The following is a 20,265-nucleotide window of genomic DNA, read 5'->3' as shown; positions in this document are numbered from 1 at the left end:
AACGGGGGCCGAGTGCTCCCGTTTTTGTCTGTATTTAGTCAATAAAATTAAAACATGCTCGACGTTTAAATAAGGAAAGGAGAGTACAATGGCCCGTGAATTTTCACGTACCGACAGAGTCGCTCAGCAAGTTCATAAAGAAGTGGCGAGCATTCTGCAAAACGAATACAAGCATCGCGTTGGCGATATGCCTTTGATCACAGTGTCAGATGTAGATGTATCGCGAGATTTGGCGCATGCAAAAATCTTTGTGACCATATACAACAGCACCGAGGAAGAAGGCAAGTTACAGATTAAACAACTTGTGGAATACAAGAAGTTCATTCGTAGTATATTAGCGAAGCGCCTTCGTATGCGTTCAGTACCAGACCTTCACTTCTTTGAAGATAAGTCGATTGTCGAAGGTATGCGTATTTCTAATCTTGTGTCACAGACTATCGCTAAAGATGAGTCAAAGCGTGATAAAGACGACCCACAAGAGCAGGAGTAGATGGCAAGACGTCGTAAAGGCCGTGATGTAAACGGCATAGTGTTGCTTGATAAACCACTAGGTGGTTCATCAAATCAGCTATTGCAAAAAGTGCGTTGGCTGTATAAAGCAGCCAAAGCAGGCCATACAGGTGCACTTGACCCACTTGCAAGTGGCATGCTTCCACTTTGTTTGGGTGAAGCAACTAAGTTTTCTCAGTTTCTCCTTGATGCGGAAAAAACCTATGAGGTTACTGCAAAACTTGGTATTCGCACCACAACTTCTGACGCAGATGGTGAAGTTGTTGAGGAAAAACCGGTAGTAATTTCAATAGAACAAGTGCGCGAAGCCTGTCTTGCGTTTTTAGGGAAAAGTAAGCAAATTCCATCAATGTTTTCTGCTCTCAAACACCAAGGTAAACCGCTTTATCATTATGCCCGTCAAGGGATAGAGATTGAGCGAGAGCCCCGTGACATAGAAGTCTACGAGCTTGACGTGTTACGTATTGAACTTCCTTATGTCGATATGCGCATAAAGTGCAGTAAAGGAACTTATATTCGTTCTATTGTCGATGACTTAGGCCAGAATCTTGGGTGTGGTGCATATGTAACGCGCTTACATCGCACTGAGGTCGCCGACTACCCTACTGATAAAATGGTGTCTCTAGAAAGGTTAATTGAACTTCAAGAGTCGTTAGAAGAGGGAGACTTTGATGCCCTTGATGCACTGCTGATTCCAATGGACACTGCAGTGAGTCGCTTACCGTTTGTTACTATCAACGATGAGGAACGTAGTCGGTTTGACAATGGCCAATCGGTGAAAGGAACCTGCAATGTCGCATTAGAAACGGGTGTAGCGTATCGCGTTTATCATGGGACAGACACTTCTGGCCTATTTTTAGGCGTTGGGGAAGGCGTTCTTGATCCGAAAGATCAAGGTACACCTAAGAACGAAGTATTCTTGAACCCCAAAAGGCGAGTCGTTTACGCTTAACGCTTTACAAAGCTCGCTTGTACGTGTGAGCGAGCTTTTCATCTTTTACTATCTCTGATAATTTACGTTTCATTAATGGCTAATTGAAAAACGTGAGCCATTACGTGTACTGCTTAACTCATCACTCTCACTAAACGCTGTGTAAGCAAGGATGGTTACATGAAGAAACGTTATATTCCCCTTTGGTTAGTAAGCCTTTGCTTGGCATTTTTCCTCGGCATGTTGTTTAAAAACGACGGCACTGGTTTACAGATTTATCCTAGTAACACAGAAGTATTGCTTGAGCAGCAGGAGCACGAACGTGCCATTTCGCAAGATGACATACGCGAAAAGAATGGCGGGGGCGATTCAACGCAACATGTTGAAATAGACAAAGAGTCTGTCCAAGACCCAAAACAATGGCAGAGGTTGAGTTCACAACAGTTACGAGGTACTGAACAGCTTAGTGAGATGATTGCACTTATTGTAGATGCAGACACTACAACGTTAAAAAGCATAATCGATAATTGGAAAATGGAAGATAGCGACCTTATTGGGCAGATGATTGTTTTTGCTGCGGCGGTAAGGTTTTCAGAGATTGCTCCTGAATCCGCCCTTGAATACTTAAATAGAGGACAAGAAGACGATGGATATAAGTATTTTCTTTCCATTTCCGCACTTGAGAGCTGGGCAGCCCGAGAGCCCGATGCAGCTATTGATTGGTATTTGGCGCAAACAGAAAACGAAGAGAGTGAAGTCAATAGCTCTCACTACGTAACCCGGATTTTCGCGAGCTTGTCTCAAATAGGGGTAGATAAGGCGCTTGATGCACTCGTGCGTATAACGTCAGAAGACGACAGAGCAAGTGCTATTTTTCAAATTACGCAATCGCTCAATTCACCAGACGATTTTGAGCAAATGTTGTATGTCATAAATGCACAGAACAACACCAGCGTCGACCACACTTTTTTCGCTCACTGGGCAAATAAGGATTTAACAGCGGCATTAGATTGGTATGCCCTTTCTGCCGAAGGCGAGCGTAAGCAAAATGCCCGAAGCGCTATTTTCAATACCTATATTTACACCAACCCCGAACAAGCTGCCGTTTGGTATGTTGATGGTGCATCTGCTGAGAATTATGAGAGTGCTGTTAATGAAGTAGTTCAGCGCTGGGCAGGGCAAGATACCGAAGCAACTCTGCTATGGGTGAAAGGGCAAAGTGGTATCAATACCGATGAAGCGGTTTTTAGAACCTTAGAGCAAGGCGCTTTTCATTCGCCGGATTTTGTAGAACAACAATTGAGCACCATAATCAACCAAGAAAAGAAAGAGAAGTTGGCACTTCACGTGTACAGAGGCTACCTCATGAGCACGGAAGGTGATATTAGCGCACAAAAATTTCTAGAGCGCCTACCTTACAGTGATGCGATAGAAAAACGGTTGGCAGAGGAAGAAAATTATATCGATGATTTTTGCTATTAAAATACTTTGCAGAGATCCTTGCTAAGTACGCAAACGTCATTATAATACGCGGCTCATTCCGCTTTGCTGAATTAGTGATCGGCGAAGCATTAATTAAGGAGAATGATATGTCACTAACTAAAGCAGAAACCGCACAAATCATTGCTGAGTATGGCGTTAAAGAAGGCGACACTGGTTCACCAGAAGTTCAAGTTGCTTTGCTAACTCACAACATCAACAAGCTTCAAGGTCACTTTGCTGATCACAAGAAAGATCACCACTCACGTCGTGGTCTTCTACGTATGGTTAGCCAACGTCGTAAGCTTCTAGACTACCTTAAAGGCAAGAACGCTCAGCGTTACCTTGACCTTATCAAGCGTCTAGGTCTACGTCGCTAAGACTAGGTTTCAAGAAAAGCGCCCAATGGGCGCTTTTTTTATGCGCGAGATAGCGGTTAGCTTGGTTGCTATGTTATCTAACTTTTGCGCCTGACACGCCTTTATATTCAAACATTCTTTCGTCAGCTATACGAATGAGCTCATCTAAGTTTGACGCTTCATCTGGGTAGGACGCATAGCCTATACTTGTGCCAATATTTACGAAGCCGATACTGGTATAGATAGGTTGCTTTATGGTGTTTTGTGCTCTGTTCATAAGTTCAGAAAGCGAAAAATGCGCATCTACATCGGTCACGATAATAACAAATTCATCACCACCAACCCGCGCTGCTAGGTCAGATACTCTGCACAACTTCTTCAGTCGCCGTGCAACTTCAATTAATACTTCATCACCTACATTGTGACCATGCAAGTCGTTAATAGGTTTGAATTTATTCAAATCAAAGTATAGACAAACACACTTCATGAATGTGCGTTCTATACGCAGAAACTCTTGTCTTACGAAAGATGACAATGCATGTCTGTTTGCCAAGCCTGTAAGGGTATCGTGATTAGCCAGTTCGGTAATTCTTAACTCTGCTTCTACTTGCTCAGTGATGTCGACGTTAATGCCAAACATTTTATTGCCTTCTATGCGACCGTCAGCGCGAATATGCCTTACCACATCCATGGTTAACCTGATCCTAAATTGGGCATGAAACTCAGTGTGATTTTTTATGGCATAGTCTATTTTTGCTCGAACAGCAGCAAAGTCGTCTGGGTGCACTGTTTCAGCCCACACAGAGTAGTTATCCTCAAACTCATCTTTTGGGATACTGTATATCCTATGCATCCAGTCATCCCAAATTAGCTCATTAGTGTCTAAATTCCATTCCCACACACCAATGTGCGCGGCATCAGCAGCCATGGACATTCGCTTGTTTAGTGATTCTAGTTTATGTTGAGTTCGTCGTAGTTCCGTGACGTCTTCTGACAGTGATAATATATAGCGAGGTTCATCATTCGCATCGTTTATAACCACTTTCTTAGTTTGTAAATAACGCTCCTCACCATTAATTGCAAATTGATGCTCATCACAGCTTTCTTTCTTATCTTGGGTTAAAATGTTGAGATCAGAGGCGATAATTCTCTCTGCTTCATCGCGTTCAAAAATGTCAAAGTCGGTAAGTCCAACTAATTTTGATTTTGCGATTCCCAGTACTTTGCTACCCATGTCGTTCACGTGGGTAAACGAAAGATCTTTGGCATCTTTTACGAACAACATATCTGGCAATGTGTCGAAAACCGTTTGAGCAAACACTTCCTGATTGCGCACGTCAGAAAGGTCTTTTACAGTGCAGACGAACGCTTTGTGGTTACCAGGCAATTTGTTGACCAACAGAGATAGCGCAAATGTGGTCCCATCTTTTTTCAAGCCCTCTATGCGAATGGGAGAATTGCGTGGTTCACTCGAGTTTGTCGCTTTGATTACTTCATTGAGTAGAGTCGATAGACCATCTTTATTAGGGCTGACAAGTTCACTCGCGCGCTTGTCTTTTACTTCGGCTCTGCTATATCCAAACATTGCAAGTGCGGCTGGGTTAACAAATTCAAGTCGGCCATCAGTATCAAAGGTAAATACGCCTTCCTGTACGGTGTTAAGTACCGCTGTAAAGCGGTCAGAAGACAGTGTTCTCGCTCGTAACTCAAAGAGTAAAATAAAAATGATAGAGAAAAACGCTACCATAAATACGACGAGGTAAGCGAGGTCTTCATGATGCGGGTTATCAGAGTATACCGTAGAGGAAATAGGAAAAACATGCATGGACATCATACCGGTATAATGCATTCCAGCAATGGCACAGCCCATCGCGATGGCTGGAAGTAACTGTTTAGCAATACCGAGTTGTCTACGCATAACATCGTGATGTATATGTAGAGAAATGCCGGACAAGACTATGGCAACAATGACAGAAAGAAGAAAGAGCCAGCCGTTGTAAACCATCGCTGCTTCCATTTGCATAGCCATCATGCCTATATAGTGCATACTCCCTATTGCTAAGCCCATTAAAATACTATTTAACCAAAGCTTTTTTTGTTTTTTGGGGTGGTAAGCAATTACCACCAGGCTACCAAGAATAGCGGGTACAATAGAGAGAACGGTAATCGTAGGATCGTAGGTTACTTCAATAGGCAGCCGGTAGGCGAGCATCCCTACAAAATGCATTGCCCAAATACCAAAACCGAGAAAGCAGGAAGAGGCGATAGACCAAAATACGCGCTCATTTTTAAAGTCAGCTTTTGCGGTACGCGCAGACAGTGAAAAGGAGACGAGCGAAGCACCTACCGCAATCAAAATTGAGATGACGACAAAGGTTATCTCGTAAGAAGCCAGTACTTCTGTATTGGCATCGTAGTGCGATAGTGAAAATGAATGATAACTATGGTCCACAAGAAAAAGTGATAATGGTGGCTACATACTATAAATGTAGTCTATCGCTCCACTACCAACAAATAATCAGTGATTTTCAATGCACTCAAAGAGCAATGCGAGCCGCCATACAGCTCACATTCTCTGATAATCTAAGCGGTTTTGCTGGAGTGCCGAACGGCATTTTGCAATGTGGTAAGTTCTTTTTCCGTTAGATTGCGCCACTGGCCAGGCCGCAATCCACTCAATTCTAAGTGCATTATGCGCGTGCGCTTTAGTCTTGTGACTTCGTAACCCAAGAATTCACACATTCTGCGTATTTGTCTATTGAGACCTTGAGTCAAAATAATAGTAAATTTGTTTTTCCCGGTAGGTTTGACCACACACGGTTTAGTTACTGTACCAAGAATGGGAACACCGCGTGACATGCGCTTAACAAACCTCTCACTAATCGGCTGATTGACTGTTACTTCGTATTCTTTGTCATGGGCATTTTCTGCACGAAGTATCTTGTTAACGATATCACCATCACTAGTGAGAATAATGAGTCCTTCAGATGGTTTATCGAGTCTACCTACTGGAAATATGCGGGATTTATGAGCGATGGCATCTATGATATTGCCTTTTACATGACGCTCGGTAGTGCAAGTAATTCCTATGGGCTTGTTATAGACAATGTAAACGCGGTCCGATTTATCAGCGGCCACTGCACCGATAACTTTCCCGTCTACTTTTACTTTGTCATTGGGGCCTACTTTAGTGCCAAGCTCAGGGGCTTTGTCGTTGATGGTAACGCGGTTTTGCTCAATAAGTTTGTCAGCTTCTCGGCGAGAACAAAGGCCTGTGTCACTAATATATTTATTTAAACGCTTGAGCGTGTTTTCACTCATTGAGCAAAGTGTCCTTGGGAATTAAGAAAATTGTTGTGAGATGGTAACACGACAATAAGAAAGGGGCGATAAGCCCCTTTTTATTTAATTCGTTGTTTGTAGTTTCATATATAAACTACGGATTACTCACGGCTGAGGGCGATGAAGGCGTTGAGCCAGCGCCACTTGTACCTGAACTACGAGAGACGACCTTTGTTGCTATGTCGCGGATTTCATTTTCAAGGCTGGTAATTCTACCTGAAAGCGTTGTGTTGCGCTGTTCAAGAACCGACAATTTATCACTCAGGTTTCTTACGCTTTGCTGGGCATTCTGCTTGTCGTTAAGCGCTTGTTCAAGTTGAACGTTTACCGCAAGAAGTTCATCTGCGAGCGATGCTAACTGGTTTTTCAGCGAGCCAATCACAGCCGTTTGCGATTTCACATCATTGGCGACGGTATCAATATTCTTGTTGAGAGCCGTTTGGACATTACCTACGCGATCACCCAGGTCAGCAATTTCTTTTTGATTTCTGCGCCACGCTGAAGCCCATAGCTTATCCATTTGCTCCCACAACTCATTGGTTTTGTTGCTAAGTTCAGTCACTTTGACTTGCAAAGCAACAGTAGACTCACCAATTTCCTCGCCGGTGGCAGACAGTTTGTTTTCGAGTTGCAATATACGTTTGTCTGCTTCTTGAGCGATAACTTTTTGCTGCTCCAATAAGGTATACAGATAATAACAACCACCGCACGCGGTCAGGGCGACAAGCGCAACCAACGTTACCCAAATACCATTACCACTGCTGCTAGCGCTAGTGTTTGAGGTATGAGAAGTTTGTGAAGATGAAGAGGGAGGCGTGCTAGTTACAGACGCCTGCCTTTTTGTTTGATAGTCGCGACGGTCTTCTTCATCCAATCGAATGGTTGGGAACTCGTCGTTTTTTGAATTGTTTGCCATAGCTAATCGGTATTCTCGTTTGGTGGTTTTTCGCGTATTTCATGCACTTGTTTGCACGGTTCAATCAACGCTAGATGTCACTTACACCTGTGTCAGATACTAAGACGTTGCGGTAAGAAAAACCTTTTTTATTTTCGCGCAACGCCATGTTATCGCTAATTGGTAGCAAATGCCAAATGTAATCTATTCGACTAGCTATCTCCTAGCCATTCTACGCGATATAAGTCTCTTCTACGGTCGAGGTAATTTCTTACCGAACCTTCATTTTGCAATTTTGTGAGCTTGTCTAAGTCTAAATCGACAATGAGTGTCATTTCCGTATTTGGCGTGGTTTCAGACACGATGGCATCATGTGGAAACGCAAAATCACTTGGCGAGAAAACGGCTGTTTGGCCGTACTGAATATCGACATTGTCTACTTTGGGAAGATTGCCGACACTTCCGGCAATGGCGACATAACATTCGTTCTCGATGGCACGCGCCTGCGCGCAGCGTCGAACACGTAAGTAACCATTTTTGGTGTCAGTCCAAAACGGTACGAAAAGTATTTGCATCTCTTGGTCAGACAGCACGCGTGCAAGTTCAGGAAACTCGACATCGTAGCAAATTAGCACACCAATTTTTCCGAAGTCGGTATCAAAGACTTTTAAGCTGTTACCACCTTTCATGATCCAATCTTCTTTCTCGTGAGGGGTGGGGTGCAACTTGTACTGGCTTTCAATGGTGCCATCTCTGTTGCATATATAACTGACGTTAAACAGTTCTTCCCCTTCAACGACAGGCATTGAACCTGCGATAATGGTGATATTGTATGACACGGCTAGGTGCGATATCGAAGTAAGAATTTCATCGGTATAAGTGGCCAGATGCCAAATTGCATCGATTGATGAGTCAGACGGGCTCAACCCCATCAAGGGAGCATTAAAAAACTCAGGAAAAAGTGCTACATCACACGAATAATCTGAAAGTGCATCTACAAAGTATTCAACCTGTTGAAGTAGCTCTTCTACGTTGTTGAAATAACGCATTTGCCACTGAATACAGCCAATGCGAGCACTCGATTTGCGACTGGCAATAAGCGAAGGGGTGCCGGGCTCATAATAGATATTGTGCCACTGAAGCAACGTTGCGTAGCCTTTTGATGCTTCATCTTCTGGTAAATAGGCCGACATGACCTGCTTCACCTCAAATCCATTAGAGAGTTGGAACGTTAAGATAGGGTCGTATATATCTTTAGATTTTACTTGCTCAATATACTCGTATGGCGATATTTCTTCGGCATAATTTTTGTAGTTGGGAATACGTCCGCCAGCCATAATTGATTTTAGATTCAAATTACGACACAGTTCTTTGCGCGCTTCGTAAAGACGACGTCCTAGCCTAAGTCCTCGATATTCTGGCGAGACAATAACTTCAACACCGTACAAGACATCGCCATTTGGATCGTGAGTCGTGAGATACGCATCACCTGTAATTTCATCATAAGAATGTTTGTCACCAAATTGGTCATAATCAACAATTACTGAGATAGCAAAAGCGACGACCTTGCCTTTATCTTCAATACATATCTGGCCATCGGGAAATGTAGTCACTTGCGCTTTGTAGTTGGTATAGGGCCATGCGCCCCCTACATTCACGTAAACTTCGTCCATCAATGCTTTTACGTCGCTGTAATCGTCTAAGCGAAGGTTTCTCAAATCTAAATGGTGTTCGGTTTCTTCTATCTGTGTCTGATCTTGGCTCATGAATTACTCGCTACTTTATTTTTGTTTACGCTTGTTGCGGAACAAAGGTCACTTGTTTTTATAAAATTTACTGCTTATCACACACTTGCGCGTGATTACGTTGTTTTTAGATAAGTATAGTTAAGCAAAAAATATGCGACTTTTTCTGTGATGAATATTTTTTCTTATCTCGACAAAAAAATAGCGGTGATTGGAAAGCCTAAAGATATTGCGACTCCATACTTCAAACGGTATAACCCTTTCAAATTTTGTTAAAACCCAATTTTATCTAGGCACCACCTAATACAATGAATCGAGACCTCTTAGCTTTACATCAACCGCTGCATGTTTTTGACGAAGCATTATTTGAAAGTGTTGTGACTGATTTGGTAGAAAAAGGGTTTTCTATTCAAGAGAATGGCTTGCCTCAGTTCGTCGTCGACGCACTTATCACGTGCCAGAACACGCTGAATAGCCGTGAATATAAAACCGCAGGTATAGGAAGGGCTGACGATTTTCAACACGCTAAATCGGTTAGAGGAGATCAGATATGCTGGATTACTGGTTCATCTGAAGAAGGTGCATTGTGGCTTTCTTGGTGTGAAGCTATGCAGCAGTACGTAAATCGCTCACTTTTTATGGGGTTGTTTTCTTTTGAAAGTCACTTTGCATGTTACCAACCAGGTAAATTTTACAAACGCCATGTAGATGCGTTCAGAGGACAAAGTAATCGTGTTCTTTCTTTAGTTGCTTATTTAAATGACGAGTGGCAGCAATCTGAAGGGGGAGAACTCGTTTTATATCGTGATGAACTTGATAATGAGGGCATTTCAATACTGCCTAAAAAAGGGACGTTCGTGGTTTTTCTCAGTGAACAGTTTCCTCATGAAGTGCTTCCTGCAACGCGCGCTCGTCACTCAGTTGCAGGATGGTTTAGGGTCAACGGTAGTGTGAACGATCATATCGATCCTCCTAAGTAACCCTAGCGTTCTAAGGCGACTAAGTGCTACTATTTAAAAAGCAGGATTTAAAGTAATAATAAAAGTCGCCTGTATGCACGCTAGTATCAACTAACACCTTATCTGTAGCGGTGTGCTAGCCTTCCTTTAGCGTGCAGTTAAGCTTATGGGTTCTGAAATTTTCTGATTTCAGTAACAGAGGCTTCGGGAAGACGCATAAAGTGATTGGTAAATGTCGCAAAGAATACCTAGTCCCACTCCACGGGAAGACCTTCATGTATTGGTTATTGATAACCAAGGATTAGTGCATGAAGTGATAACATCAGCATTACATCAAATTGGCATAAAGCACGTTCGCAGTGCATTTAATGCATTTCATGCAAAAAGAATGTGTGAAGAACGTCAGTTTGACTTTGTACTTCTAGCGTTCAATGTCAGCCATGACAAAGATGGTTTTCATTTGTTTGAAGAACTCAAGCACCTCAACCACATTAGTGATACCACCACGGTTATTTTCTTAAGTGCTGAAACTTCGCCAGAACTGGTTAACTGTATTGTCGAATTGCAACCTGACGACTTCTGGGTTAAGCCTTTACAGCGAAACAAAATAGAAACGCGCTTTGAACACTTGCTTCAAATTCGATACAAGCTGCATAAAATGCTGTATTGCATGCAAACGTCTGATTATTCAACGGCAATGTACTATGCAGAACGACAACTAAAAGATATGTCGTTAGTAGAATATCATCCTCGCATAAAGCGTCTTATTGGCGACTGTTTACTGCAGTTACGAGACTACGAAACGGCAGAAAACTATTTTCGCGAGTTGCTACAATGCATGGATCACGCGTGGGTTCATATAGGTTTAACTAGAGCGTTGCTAAGGCAAGACGAGCTTGAGGAAGCGCAGCTACTCGTTGATGATTTGCTAAAGCGACATGATACGCGTTTTCCTACTTACGATTTGCTTGCACAATATTTTATTGAAAAAGAGCAGTTCGACGTGGCCTATGAGCAAATGAAAGAAGCAAGTAGGTTAGCGCCGCGTAACATAGAGCGCAACAAGCGTTTATGGGATTTGGCGCGCCTGAATCACGACAAAACAGGGCAATTAGCCGCCGTCCAAAATATGGCAAAATACGCCAAAAATTCTATACATGATTCTCCCCAGTTGGTACTCAATGTTATTCGTTCAACGATAGATCTGGCGACGAGTTTAGGTGGCGCCGAAGGCGAGAAATTTATTAAACGCGCCGAGTCGGACCTTGAAGAACTGCGTGTGCAGAAGGGTATTCAAGGCCAGTTAGATAGCCAAATGGATGTCATTAAAGCAAGAGTACTTTGCTTGAAGGATGATAAACGGGCAGCAGAAACGTTAATGAAAGCGCAGAAGGTGTCCATAGATGGTTTGTCATTAGAAGACAGCTTGGACAAAATGAAAGCATTTCACGAGCTTGGGATGCGTGAGCACTGCGTTAAAATTCTAGATAAACTTAGGATGCAAATTGAAGGTGATACGTTCACTTCTCAGGTGGTTAATGAGTACCTGAATCAAGAGTCAATTGAGCGTAGTGAGATTCAATTTACAACAAAAGAATTGAAGCATATGGCAACGGTAAATTACAAAGAAAACCGCTTGCTGCCCGCTTTTAATAACCTGCGTCAAGCATTCACATTGTCTCCAAAAGATAAGCAAATAGCGCTTAGCCTATTGAAAGTCGTAGCCCAAATACATCTAGCTGATGATCTAACCGATGATCAAATAGAATGCGCTCAACGCGCTGCAAAGGTATTGATGCAAAGTACTTTATCACCTACTCAAACGAGCAAACGCGACCAGTATATTAAACGAATTGGCATTGAAGTAGATGATTCTGACGTGTCTGACTTAGTAGGTGTGGTCGCCGCAAAAGCGTAAGCAATTCTGTGACCTTGCTCTAAAGTACAAAGGCCCACTCAAGATAATGCGTGGGCCTTTTGCTTACTACCTTTTTGTTATTAAGTCGCTAGATACTAGAGAAGTGCCTTGTTATCTTGCCCTACCTTATGTCTGTAGCAAGATATGATTAATTATTGTTACTACTTAAATGAAAAGTGGCTATGAACGGGTCATGATCTGAACTTCTATAGGGGCCAACCTCGGAAAAGGCGTATCCTTTTTCGTTACTAAAATAACGCAACGCTTGGTTGTATTGTAGCTGGTAAGCTTCAACCGAGTTAATGTTCCAATGTGTAGCATCTATAGCATGTTTTGCCATTGAGCTACTGACAAGAACGTGATCAAGGCTGCCTACTTGCTCTGAACCATAAAACCAATAAGAGAACCCATTTTTATCATACCTATCAGCGAGATTAATAAAGTGGTAAGCCTTGTTAATAGCTACTGCTTTACCTGAATTTAAGTGCGTATTTGTAGCGGTTTTTATTGGATACCCGCGAGTTTCGCTAGAATAGTCAGTAAGCACTGCAACTGGATCCTCAGCGCTATAAGCATTGAAATCGCCCATTATTATCTGCCGCAAGGGCAGAGTACTATCTCTCATTGCTTCGCCTAAAGTAACTGCGGCTGAATTACGCAGTGCATTGCAGCTACCTTGAATAATATCTTGCTGAGAAACCTGCAAAGATAAATCTTCGGCGCACTTTGACCCTTTCGACTTAAAGTGATTTACCGCAACGACAAAATCAATGTTCGAATCAATATGTGTAAAGCTTTGAAGTAGAGTGGGGCGCATACGCGCGAACTTTGTAGCATTAATCTGCTGTTCTGGCATGGCTAGCACTTGGGCTGTCCCCGAAGGCAGTACCACTGATTCTCTATAAAGTAGCCCCACGGTTATTGCATCCGTACCAACAGGTGTTCCGTCAGTTGTACTAATAAATCGATAGTGTTTGTCGCCATCTAGTTGTGCGTTAATTTCATGGGTCAGTGAGGCAATAGCACTATCGGCTGCAAATCCATCATTTTCAACTTCCATCAACCCTATTACATCAGCGTTCAATGCAATGATGGCGTTTACGATTCGGGCTTGTTGTAATAGAAACGCGCTATAGTCTTTCGCACCACGATTGCCGTCATAATTGAAATTAACATTGCCCTCTTGGTCTCGTTCACCGTTAAAATAATTCAGTACATTGAATGTTGCCAACGATAGGTTGCCCCGCTCAATAGTTGGCAGCGCTTCTCGTGTTGAGTTAATTTTAATTGGTTCAATCGGATTTATTCGAAAGCTTCCGTTAGCTTCGTTTACTGTCCCAACAACGTCGAGGGAATCACCAATACGAATTGGATTATCATAACTAAATGTTGGATAGAAACTTAAAGAGCTAGGGTGCTTAGCATCGCTGTTGTCTTCAATGATAATTATATTGTCAGCAGACTGTTGTTTTGCCGCGAGATAAGCTTCACTGAGTGGAATGGCTGTATCAGATGGCTGTCGTTTGAGAGTGTTACTCACAGCAAGCTCACCAAAGCGCCATAAGTTATTAGTACTCACCACAGTTGCACTCTTGATTTTGACTTTCATGCCCTCGACCGTCTCCAAATCGAGGGTCAAAGGCATATCCAAAAAGATAGGTTTAATGGAAATGCCAGTGCCGCAGTCTATGACATCATCTACACTCGACATAAGCGTAGTCATACCGCTTAGTTCATTTACCACTCCCTTAACCATGACTCGATGACCAATGGGAACTTTAAGTGGGGCAATGACAAATAACCCTTCGGAGGTCGTTGCGTCATTATCAATGGTACTTTCTGCTTGCTGAATGAAAAAGCCATTCTCACGTTGTGCAGTAACAATTGCATCGACGATATGTTGATTGCCAACCTCGGATGAGCGATTGCCGGTTCCTTGAATTTTGTTAATTGACGTTACATAAGCTTGACTGTTGTTACACGTTAAGCCTGGTGGCAATTTCTTATCATCGCTGGCAGTGCTTGTGATATCTCTAGCATCGCTGGTGTTTATTAGAAGGCTAGCGAGCAAAGTTGTCGCTAAAAGCGTAAAAATACCTTTCACGTTTGTCATTCCTTTATCTCGTTTGTTCATATCGCCATCAAACGATGTGTTTCAGTGCAGATTATCGCGAGATAATAAATCGCTTTTTATCGGATAGACATGACTTAACGCTATTCAGTATGTTTTAGTAATTATTTATATAAAACAATAGGATAGATTTTACAGGTAATGTTATTCATAGAGATAAGTCGCAAAAGATACATGCTTTATATATTTACTGATCACTACTTAGACTTAATTGTGTCGACAAACCAGTTGTAATCCTCAATAACTTGGTTTGCGTAGATGTTTGCGCTGTTTACTAAGCTGTTTTTGTTTCTATCTAGATAGTTAACGGATGCCGCCGCGAATCGCGTACTTCTTCTGTCGCCACGGCAATGAGCCAGTGCAAGTGTATAACCACAAAGTTCAGCGAAATAAACAAAGCCTCCAGCGACGGCTTTTTTTCCTGTCGCAATATCTTCTGGGTCAATCCCCACTTTCGCATGATGACGCGAACGAATAAGGTAGTGTGCATCCTCAAAGCGAGCTTCATCCAAGATAAGGTCAGGATTTCGCTGCATGCGTCGCTGACTGCGGGCGGTGAGGTGCGCTGCATTGAGTCTATTTACTGGGTTAAGCGATGGAAAATAGTGCAAGGGAGCCGCGTCACGTTGTTGTTTCACCTCAACAATATGGCAAGAAGCAAAGTGAGTTTCGTTGTGTGGCTTGGTTGGTCCAACTAGAAAGTAGTAACGCGCTAAATTAACCGAGCCAGTACCCGCATTGATGCGTTGAACGATGTCGACAACGTTGTCATCCATGTAGGGCGCAAACGCAGCATAGAGGTTTTTGTAGTTATCAGGCGAGGGGGGCGTAAATTTACTTCTATTTTCTCTAAACGCTAGCGTACCATCATTAAGCTGGACTGCTCTTGCCAGCGCACTCTTGGAAGTAAAAGCTGGGCCGCTTGCACTGCGCGCAACGGCTTTGTCAAAAAGTTTAGCTAGTTTGCTTGGCGTTTTATCGGGACGGGTATCCTGCGCTTCTCTGATAACTGATGGTGCTAATAGTACTCGACGACAAGTGTCTACATATTGGTCTAAAAATGCAGACTGTGCTTGTAAAACATCAGCGGTGTTGATCACAGGCTTCAAACGCACGTCCTCATCTACGTGACTAATGTTCTCGCTTGGCGTTTTGCAATGCTCGTACACTAGATGTAGCGACGTCATAAAACGTAGGATATCCCAGTAACTGCGTCCTACACAGGCATCGTCAAAATCGTTAGGAGCGAAAATTACCGTATCACCGTGAGAACCTTCTTCAGTGAGAAAGCCGAAGTTAGCAGCATGGCAATCGCCTACAATACTCGTTAACGGAATTTTATCTAGTTCACTAGGTGGCGTGATGACGCCATTTCTTAAATCGGCGTAAAATAATTGAGCTGTTCCGCGATAAAATACGAAAGGGCTCGTTGCCATTTTGGCGTGCTTACCCGTTGCGGAAAGCGGTGGTGTACCGTCAACTCTGGCTATTTCTGATGCTAATATATGTTCACGCATAAGTACCTCGATGATAAAAATTAATCGTTCGATTCAATAACCTGATTAAGCGATTCATTTTTACCAATTAGTTTTTTCTACAAGCCCACGCTATTCTTAATTCCAGTTTCAAGAGACGACAATTTTGCACGTGGTGATATCCGTCACCTAAATGTAAAACCAAGTCTTGATAATGACCGTACAGTTTATATTCGTATGCGTGCCGCTTGCGAATTTAATTTAAAAACCATAAATGGAGAATTAAACATGGCATTGATTAATACTGCTATCAAACCTTTTAAAGCAACAGCGTTTAAAGATGGCGAGTTTGTAGACGTAAGCAGCGAAGACATTAAAGGTAAATGGGCAGTTTTCGTATTCTATCCAGCTGATTTCACGTTTGTTTGCCCAACTGAGCTTGGCGATATTGCTGATAAGTACGAAGAACTTCAATCGCGCGGCGTAGAGGTATTTTCAGTATCTACAGACACGCACTTTACACATAAAGCATGGCACGATTCTTCAGACACAATCAACAAGATTAAGTTTGCAATGATCGGCGACCCTACAGGCGAAATTACACGCAACTTCGATTGCATGCGTGAGAACATGGGTCTTGCTGACCGTGCAACGTTTGTTGTTGACCCTGACGGTATCATCCAAGCGATGGAAATTACCTCTGAAGGTATTGGTCGTGACGCAGATGACTTAGTGCGTAAAGTTAAAGCTGCACAATATGTCGCGAACAACCCAGGCGAAGTATGCCCAGCTAAATGGAAAGAAGGCGAAGCAACGCTAGCGCCTTCACTTGACCTTGTAGGTAAAATCTAAGCGACAGGCTTAACATGCCTCACGCATAGTTTATCTCATTGTCGTGAGGCTTATTCCTTACTAGGAGCGGGTATCCGCTCCTTCATTAAATAATTCCAATTCCCGCTTTGTTGTTGACCATTATTAGGTTGGCGGGGATCGGCGTGTCGAAAATAAGGCAGAACAACCGTGTTAACTAAAGAAATTTTACAGGCATTGAAAGGTTATACCGAAACAATGCAAAAAAACGTGACCTTTGTCGTACAGACCGGTGAACATAGCAAGCGTGCTGAGCTTGTACAGTTTCTGTCCGACATCGCAGGTGTAAGCGACAAACTCAGCGTTGAAGAGCGTGAAACAAACGGCGAACTTCGCAGTGCAATTAGCTTTTTAATTGAAGCTGACGGCGAAGACACGGGTATCCGCTTTTCGGGTATTCCTGGTGGTCACGAATTCAACTCACTCATTTTATCAATGCTTCATAGTGCTGGCACTGAACTTAAACTTGATGACAGTGTAAAAGCCATGGTGAAAGCTGTTAATGAACCGCTTAATTTCGAAGTGTTCATTAGCTTGAGCTGCCATAACTGTCCTGAAGTTGTTCAGGCGTTGAACCAGTTTGCACTGCTTAATCCGAACATCAAAACAGAGATGATCGATGGCGGTCTGTATCAGAATTTGATTGCAGAACGAGACATCCAAGGTGTGCCAAGTGTTTATCTCAATGGCGAACTGTTCGCTAACGGTAAAGTGGACGCATCGGTACTTATCAATAAATTGCTAGAGCGCGATCCAAGTTTAAAAGCTGCCAATAAAGGTGATGCTTTACCCCTGCAAGATGTAACTGTCATCGGTGGTGGCCCAGCAGGTGTTGCGTCGGCTATTTACAGCGCGAGAAAGGGTTTGAAAGTCGCGATTGTAGCAGAGACATTTGGTGGTCAGGTTAAAGATACTATGGGTATTGAAAACCTAATTTCGGTGCCGAAAACCACTGGTCCAGAACTTGTTGGCAATCTGATGGAGCACGTTCGCGATTACGATATTACGCTAAAAGAACATGTTCGTGTCGATAGTATCGAAAAGGGTAACGTAAAAACCGTTACGTTATCATCAGGTGAACAAATTAAGACGCGTTCTATCATCGTTGCTACAGGTGCACGTTGGAGAGAACTTGGCGTTCCTGGTGAACGTGAGAACATCGGCAACGGCGTAGCGTACTGCCCACACTGTGATGGTCCTTTCTTTAAAGGAAAAGATGTAGCAGTTATCGGTGGTGGTAACTCAGGTATCGAAGCCGCGCTTGATTTGGCGGGGATCGTTAAGTCAGTTACAGTATTCGAGTTTATGCCAGAGCTCAAGGCTGACCAAGTGCTGATTGATCAAGCTGAAAAGCGCGACAACATCACCATTATCAAAAATGCTGCAACCCGTCAGATAACGGCCGAGAATGGCAAAGTAAATGCGATTGAATATCAAGACCGCGCCACTAACGAGATTCACACTCGCGAGTTGGCAGGTGTGTTTGTTCAAATCGGTTTAGTACCTAATAGCCAATTTATGAAAGATACTGTAGAAATGACACCTTATGGCGAAATTGTTATCGACAGCAAGTGTCATACGTCAGAGCCAGGCATCTTCGCTGCCGGCGACGTAACCACAGTGCCATACAAGCAGATTGTGATTTCAATGGGCGAGGGGGCTAAGGCATCACTGGCAGCTTTCGAATATCTGCTAAGTCACGATGTTGACGAAACTGAAAGTGAATCAGAAGCCGCGTAATAACCGCGATATCAAGAAAAGCCGAGTGTTTAACCGCACTCGGTTTTTTTATGTTTCTTTATTGCTAATCTTTAATTTTAGTGTCAGTAAAATTTACACACTGTTGAGAGTTTTATAAAAACTATAATTAAATCAATTTGTTAATTTTTGGCTAGATTTGTGCTTACGAATCACTCGAGAAATGAAAGGACTTAAGTCTCCGCTTAATTCATAAAGGGATATATAAATGAAACTAGCAAAGTTATTCATCACAGCATTCGCGTTGATAGCATCGGCTACAGCAAACGCGTCCATCATTACATTTCAAGGTTCAAGCGTTCAAAACAACGGCGTCACTATGACGTTGGCAGAAGCTCGCGCAGCGTGGGAAGCAGCCTTGTATTCTTTCACGGTAGACACTATTGACGGCGCCACAGGCACGGGCGCTACCGGAATTACCACCGCTGCAGGAAATACTTATTCAAATGTAGGTAACGGTAGTTCTATTAATATCAATTCTAACAATGTTCTTGGCGGAGCGCCGGCAATTGGTGGTAGCAGAAGTGGCGCGCCACTTATCAGCTTTGATGTCGACTTTGCATCACCTGTAAACGCAGTTGGCTTTGATGTTTACGATAATGATGGCGGCGGTATGCAGCTAATATTGACCAATGCGGATACTGGCGTTGAAACAACGTTTGATTTCAATTCATCAATTGGTTCGGGCCATGCAGAGTTTTTTGGCGTTGTATTTGACCCAACCGTGTTCGTTTCATCGTTGCGCGTTGGTGGCACTGATCCAGGTGGCATCACTACGTGGGATAACTTTTCTTTTGGTATAGGTCAGCAAGCAGTTGATGTATGTGTACAAGACCCTTCGCTTCCTCAGTGTAGCGCAATTCAAGCATCAGAACCGGCGTCACTTGGCGTGCTAAGCCTGCTTTTCGCTGGCTTGGTTGCGGGTCGTAGAGTAAAAAAGTAAACCAACACAATCACTACACTGTTAAATGAAAAAAAGTGGCAACTAGCCTTTCAGCTCTCAAACAAAACCCACTCCTTGTAGTGGGTTTTTTATTGTTTAGACTTAGCTTATAAAATACAAATGAAAACCTTTATCATTTGTATTGAGTTTTGTTAAGATGCTGGTCAATCTAGCAATGACAGACCATTAATTATCCTATATGAACACACAAGCATTAACGTTGCGAGCACTGACAAAAGCCATCTCCGCTACTTCATCTATAAAGGTGAACGAACAAGATGGCACAATCGAAGTAGAAAAAACTCCTATCGAAAAAGTAGGCATTGCCACAAGACACTCGCCTTTTGGTGTTAGGCGAACAGTCAATGCATCTTTGACCTACTCTTTTTAGGAGCCTTCATGCTTATTGTTTTAGCCAGTGTTTCAATTTTATTTGCCATTGCTTTGCTCTATAAAAGCTGGCGTGCTCAATCGACAACTTATCTTATAGTAGCCCTACTGATATGGATAGCATCAGGCGTAATGTGGTCTTATGCGCAAGGGTGGGAGTTTGGTGTATTTTACACCTTATGTTTACCTGGCATATTGGTATGGCCTTTCATTGCCAGAAATCAGGTTATATTGCCGGCACCGAGAAATATTCCTCTACCTAGGCCTATTAATTTAAACCTTCGAGGCACCGCAACTCATATTGGCCACACAGTAGTGGTGCTTGTGGTGTTGATGCTTGCGAGTGTCCTTGTAACCCTTGCCTTGTGTGCCATTTTGCCATTTTCCATTGCAGGCAAGTTAGGCCTTGGTGTTGTTCTTCTTCCCATGTTGTGGGGAGCAGCAATTTATCATTATCTGGCTACAGCGAATAAAGGCGTAGCGTTAGGCATTTATGCTCTCGCATCATGTCTTAGTGTGCCTGTTCTTTTTCTTTTACCCATGTAGGGCAAGGTGTAATA

Annotated in this window: 16 protein-coding genes; 10 read left to right on the top strand and 6 right to left on the bottom strand. The window is 43.0% G+C overall.

The genetic code is table 11. The features are described from left to right. Positions 1-88 precede the first annotated feature (88 nt). The 4 genes from rbfA to rpsO all read left to right on the top strand — a co-directional run bounded on the left by rbfA (position 89) and on the right by rpsO (position 3,300). Complete coding sequence (gene rbfA, locus OZ660_RS11425; RefSeq protein ID WP_159625913.1) at positions 89-490, top strand: 30S ribosome-binding factor RbfA; 402 nt, start codon at positions 89-91, stop codon at positions 488-490. Then, positions 491-1,462: a tRNA pseudouridine(55) synthase TruB gene (gene truB, locus OZ660_RS11420; RefSeq protein ID WP_274740989.1), complete on the top strand. Its 972-nt coding sequence runs from the start codon at positions 491-493 to the stop codon at positions 1,460-1,462. A 159-nt stretch (positions 1,463-1,621) separates the two neighbouring features. Beyond that, positions 1,622-2,923 carry a hypothetical protein gene (locus tag OZ660_RS11415; RefSeq protein WP_274740988.1) on the top strand — a complete coding sequence of 434 codons (1,302 nt, stop codon included), beginning with the start codon at positions 1,622-1,624 and terminating at the stop codon, positions 2,921-2,923. 107 nt (positions 2,924-3,030) lie between these two features. Then, complete coding sequence (gene rpsO / locus OZ660_RS11410) at positions 3,031-3,300, top strand: 30S ribosomal protein S15 (RefSeq protein ID WP_202261699.1); 270 nt, start codon at positions 3,031-3,033, stop codon at positions 3,298-3,300. A gap of 73 nt (positions 3,301-3,373) precedes the next feature. Here the strand turns inward: rpsO and OZ660_RS11405 are convergent, their stop codons facing one another. The 4 genes from OZ660_RS11405 to OZ660_RS11390 all read right to left on the bottom strand — a co-directional run bounded on the left by OZ660_RS11405 (position 3,374) and on the right by OZ660_RS11390 (position 9,282). Continuing rightward, the gene (locus tag OZ660_RS11405; RefSeq protein WP_274740987.1) at positions 3,374-5,731 is read right to left on the bottom strand and encodes an MHYT domain-containing protein; all 2,358 of its coding nucleotides are present in this window, start codon (positions 5,729-5,731) and stop codon (positions 3,374-3,376) included. A 131-nt stretch (positions 5,732-5,862) separates the two neighbouring features. Continuing rightward, on the bottom strand, positions 5,863-6,600 hold the full coding sequence (gene rluF / locus OZ660_RS11400; RefSeq protein WP_274740986.1) for a 23S rRNA pseudouridine(2604) synthase RluF: 738 nt from the start codon (positions 6,598-6,600) through the stop codon (positions 5,863-5,865). 115 nt (positions 6,601-6,715) lie between these two features. Then, positions 6,716-7,537 carry a hypothetical protein gene (locus OZ660_RS11395; RefSeq protein WP_274740985.1) on the bottom strand — a complete coding sequence of 274 codons (822 nt, stop codon included), beginning with the start codon at positions 7,535-7,537 and terminating at the stop codon, positions 6,716-6,718. Positions 7,538-7,728: 191 nt separating this feature from the next. Further along, positions 7,729-9,282: a bifunctional GNAT family N-acetyltransferase/carbon-nitrogen hydrolase family protein gene (locus OZ660_RS11390; protein ID WP_202261696.1), complete on the bottom strand. Its 1,554-nt coding sequence runs from the start codon at positions 9,280-9,282 to the stop codon at positions 7,729-7,731. Positions 9,283-9,569: 287 nt separating this feature from the next. Here OZ660_RS11390 and OZ660_RS11385 point away from each other — a divergent pair, with 287 nt between their 5' ends. Next, complete coding sequence (locus tag OZ660_RS11385) at positions 9,570-10,241, top strand: 2OG-Fe(II) oxygenase (RefSeq protein ID WP_274740984.1); 672 nt, start codon at positions 9,570-9,572, stop codon at positions 10,239-10,241. A 211-nt stretch (positions 10,242-10,452) separates the two neighbouring features. Beyond that, positions 10,453-12,138 (top strand): response regulator, encoded by a 1,686-nt coding sequence (locus tag OZ660_RS11380; protein ID WP_274740983.1) that lies wholly within the window; start codon positions 10,453-10,455, stop codon positions 12,136-12,138. 148 nt (positions 12,139-12,286) lie between these two features. On the opposite strand, the gene OZ660_RS11375 is transcribed toward OZ660_RS11380, so the two are convergent. Both OZ660_RS11375 and OZ660_RS11370 read right to left on the bottom strand, forming a co-directional pair. Beyond that, positions 12,287-14,251 carry an ExeM/NucH family extracellular endonuclease gene (locus tag OZ660_RS11375; protein WP_274740982.1) on the bottom strand — a complete coding sequence of 655 codons (1,965 nt, stop codon included), beginning with the start codon at positions 14,249-14,251 and terminating at the stop codon, positions 12,287-12,289. A 215-nt stretch (positions 14,252-14,466) separates the two neighbouring features. Further along, positions 14,467-15,786: a DUF2252 family protein gene (locus OZ660_RS11370; RefSeq protein ID WP_274740981.1), complete on the bottom strand. Its 1,320-nt coding sequence runs from the start codon at positions 15,784-15,786 to the stop codon at positions 14,467-14,469. Between the two features lie 252 nt (positions 15,787-16,038). Here OZ660_RS11370 and ahpC point away from each other — a divergent pair, with 252 nt between their 5' ends. The 4 genes from ahpC to OZ660_RS11350 all read left to right on the top strand — a co-directional run bounded on the left by ahpC (position 16,039) and on the right by OZ660_RS11350 (position 20,251). Then, entirely contained in the window at positions 16,039-16,596 is a 558-nt protein-coding gene (ahpC, locus tag OZ660_RS11365; RefSeq protein WP_446698980.1) for an alkyl hydroperoxide reductase subunit C, read from the top strand. A 168-nt stretch (positions 16,597-16,764) separates the two neighbouring features. Next, the gene (gene ahpF / locus OZ660_RS11360; RefSeq protein WP_274740979.1) at positions 16,765-18,354 is read left to right on the top strand and encodes an alkyl hydroperoxide reductase subunit F; all 1,590 of its coding nucleotides are present in this window, start codon (positions 16,765-16,767) and stop codon (positions 18,352-18,354) included. Positions 18,355-18,580: 226 nt separating this feature from the next. Beyond that, positions 18,581-19,315 (top strand): hypothetical protein, encoded by a 735-nt coding sequence (locus OZ660_RS11355; RefSeq protein ID WP_274740978.1) that lies wholly within the window; start codon positions 18,581-18,583, stop codon positions 19,313-19,315. 399 nt (positions 19,316-19,714) lie between these two features. Further along, positions 19,715-20,251: a hypothetical protein gene (locus OZ660_RS11350; protein WP_274740977.1), complete on the top strand. Its 537-nt coding sequence runs from the start codon at positions 19,715-19,717 to the stop codon at positions 20,249-20,251. The last annotated feature ends 14 nt before the right edge of the window (positions 20,252-20,265 follow it).

Source organism: Alteromonas sp. 009811495 (assembly GCF_028865455.1).
In the GTDB taxonomy this organism is placed as follows: domain Bacteria; phylum Pseudomonadota; class Gammaproteobacteria; order Enterobacterales; family Alteromonadaceae; genus Alteromonas.
This window is presented reverse-complemented; position numbering and strand designations above follow the sequence as displayed.

Coding starts and splice junctions, on each gene's coding strand:
- rbfA (WP_159625913.1), top strand. CDS start 89: ATGGCCCGTGAATTTTCACGTACCGACAGAGTCGCTCAGCAAGTTCAT.
- truB (WP_274740989.1), top strand. CDS start 491: ATGGCAAGACGTCGTAAAGGCCGTGATGTAAACGGCATAGTGTTGCTT.
- OZ660_RS11415 (WP_274740988.1), top strand. CDS start 1,622: ATGAAGAAACGTTATATTCCCCTTTGGTTAGTAAGCCTTTGCTTGGCA.
- rpsO (WP_202261699.1), top strand. CDS start 3,031: ATGTCACTAACTAAAGCAGAAACCGCACAAATCATTGCTGAGTATGGC.
- rluF (WP_274740986.1), bottom strand. CDS start 6,600: ATGAGTGAAAACACGCTCAAGCGTTTAAATAAATATATTAGTGACACA.
- OZ660_RS11395 (WP_274740985.1), bottom strand. CDS start 7,537: ATGGCAAACAATTCAAAAAACGACGAGTTCCCAACCATTCGATTGGAT.
- OZ660_RS11390 (WP_202261696.1), bottom strand. CDS start 9,282: ATGAGCCAAGATCAGACACAGATAGAAGAAACCGAACACCATTTAGAT.
- OZ660_RS11385 (WP_274740984.1), top strand. CDS start 9,570: ATGAATCGAGACCTCTTAGCTTTACATCAACCGCTGCATGTTTTTGAC.
- OZ660_RS11380 (WP_274740983.1), top strand. CDS start 10,453: ATGTCGCAAAGAATACCTAGTCCCACTCCACGGGAAGACCTTCATGTA.
- OZ660_RS11375 (WP_274740982.1), bottom strand. CDS start 14,251: ATGACAAACGTGAAAGGTATTTTTACGCTTTTAGCGACAACTTTGCTC.
- OZ660_RS11370 (WP_274740981.1), bottom strand. CDS start 15,786: ATGCGTGAACATATATTAGCATCAGAAATAGCCAGAGTTGACGGTACA.
- OZ660_RS11355 (WP_274740978.1), top strand. CDS start 18,581: ATGAAACTAGCAAAGTTATTCATCACAGCATTCGCGTTGATAGCATCG.
- OZ660_RS11350 (WP_274740977.1), top strand. CDS start 19,715: ATGCTTATTGTTTTAGCCAGTGTTTCAATTTTATTTGCCATTGCTTTG.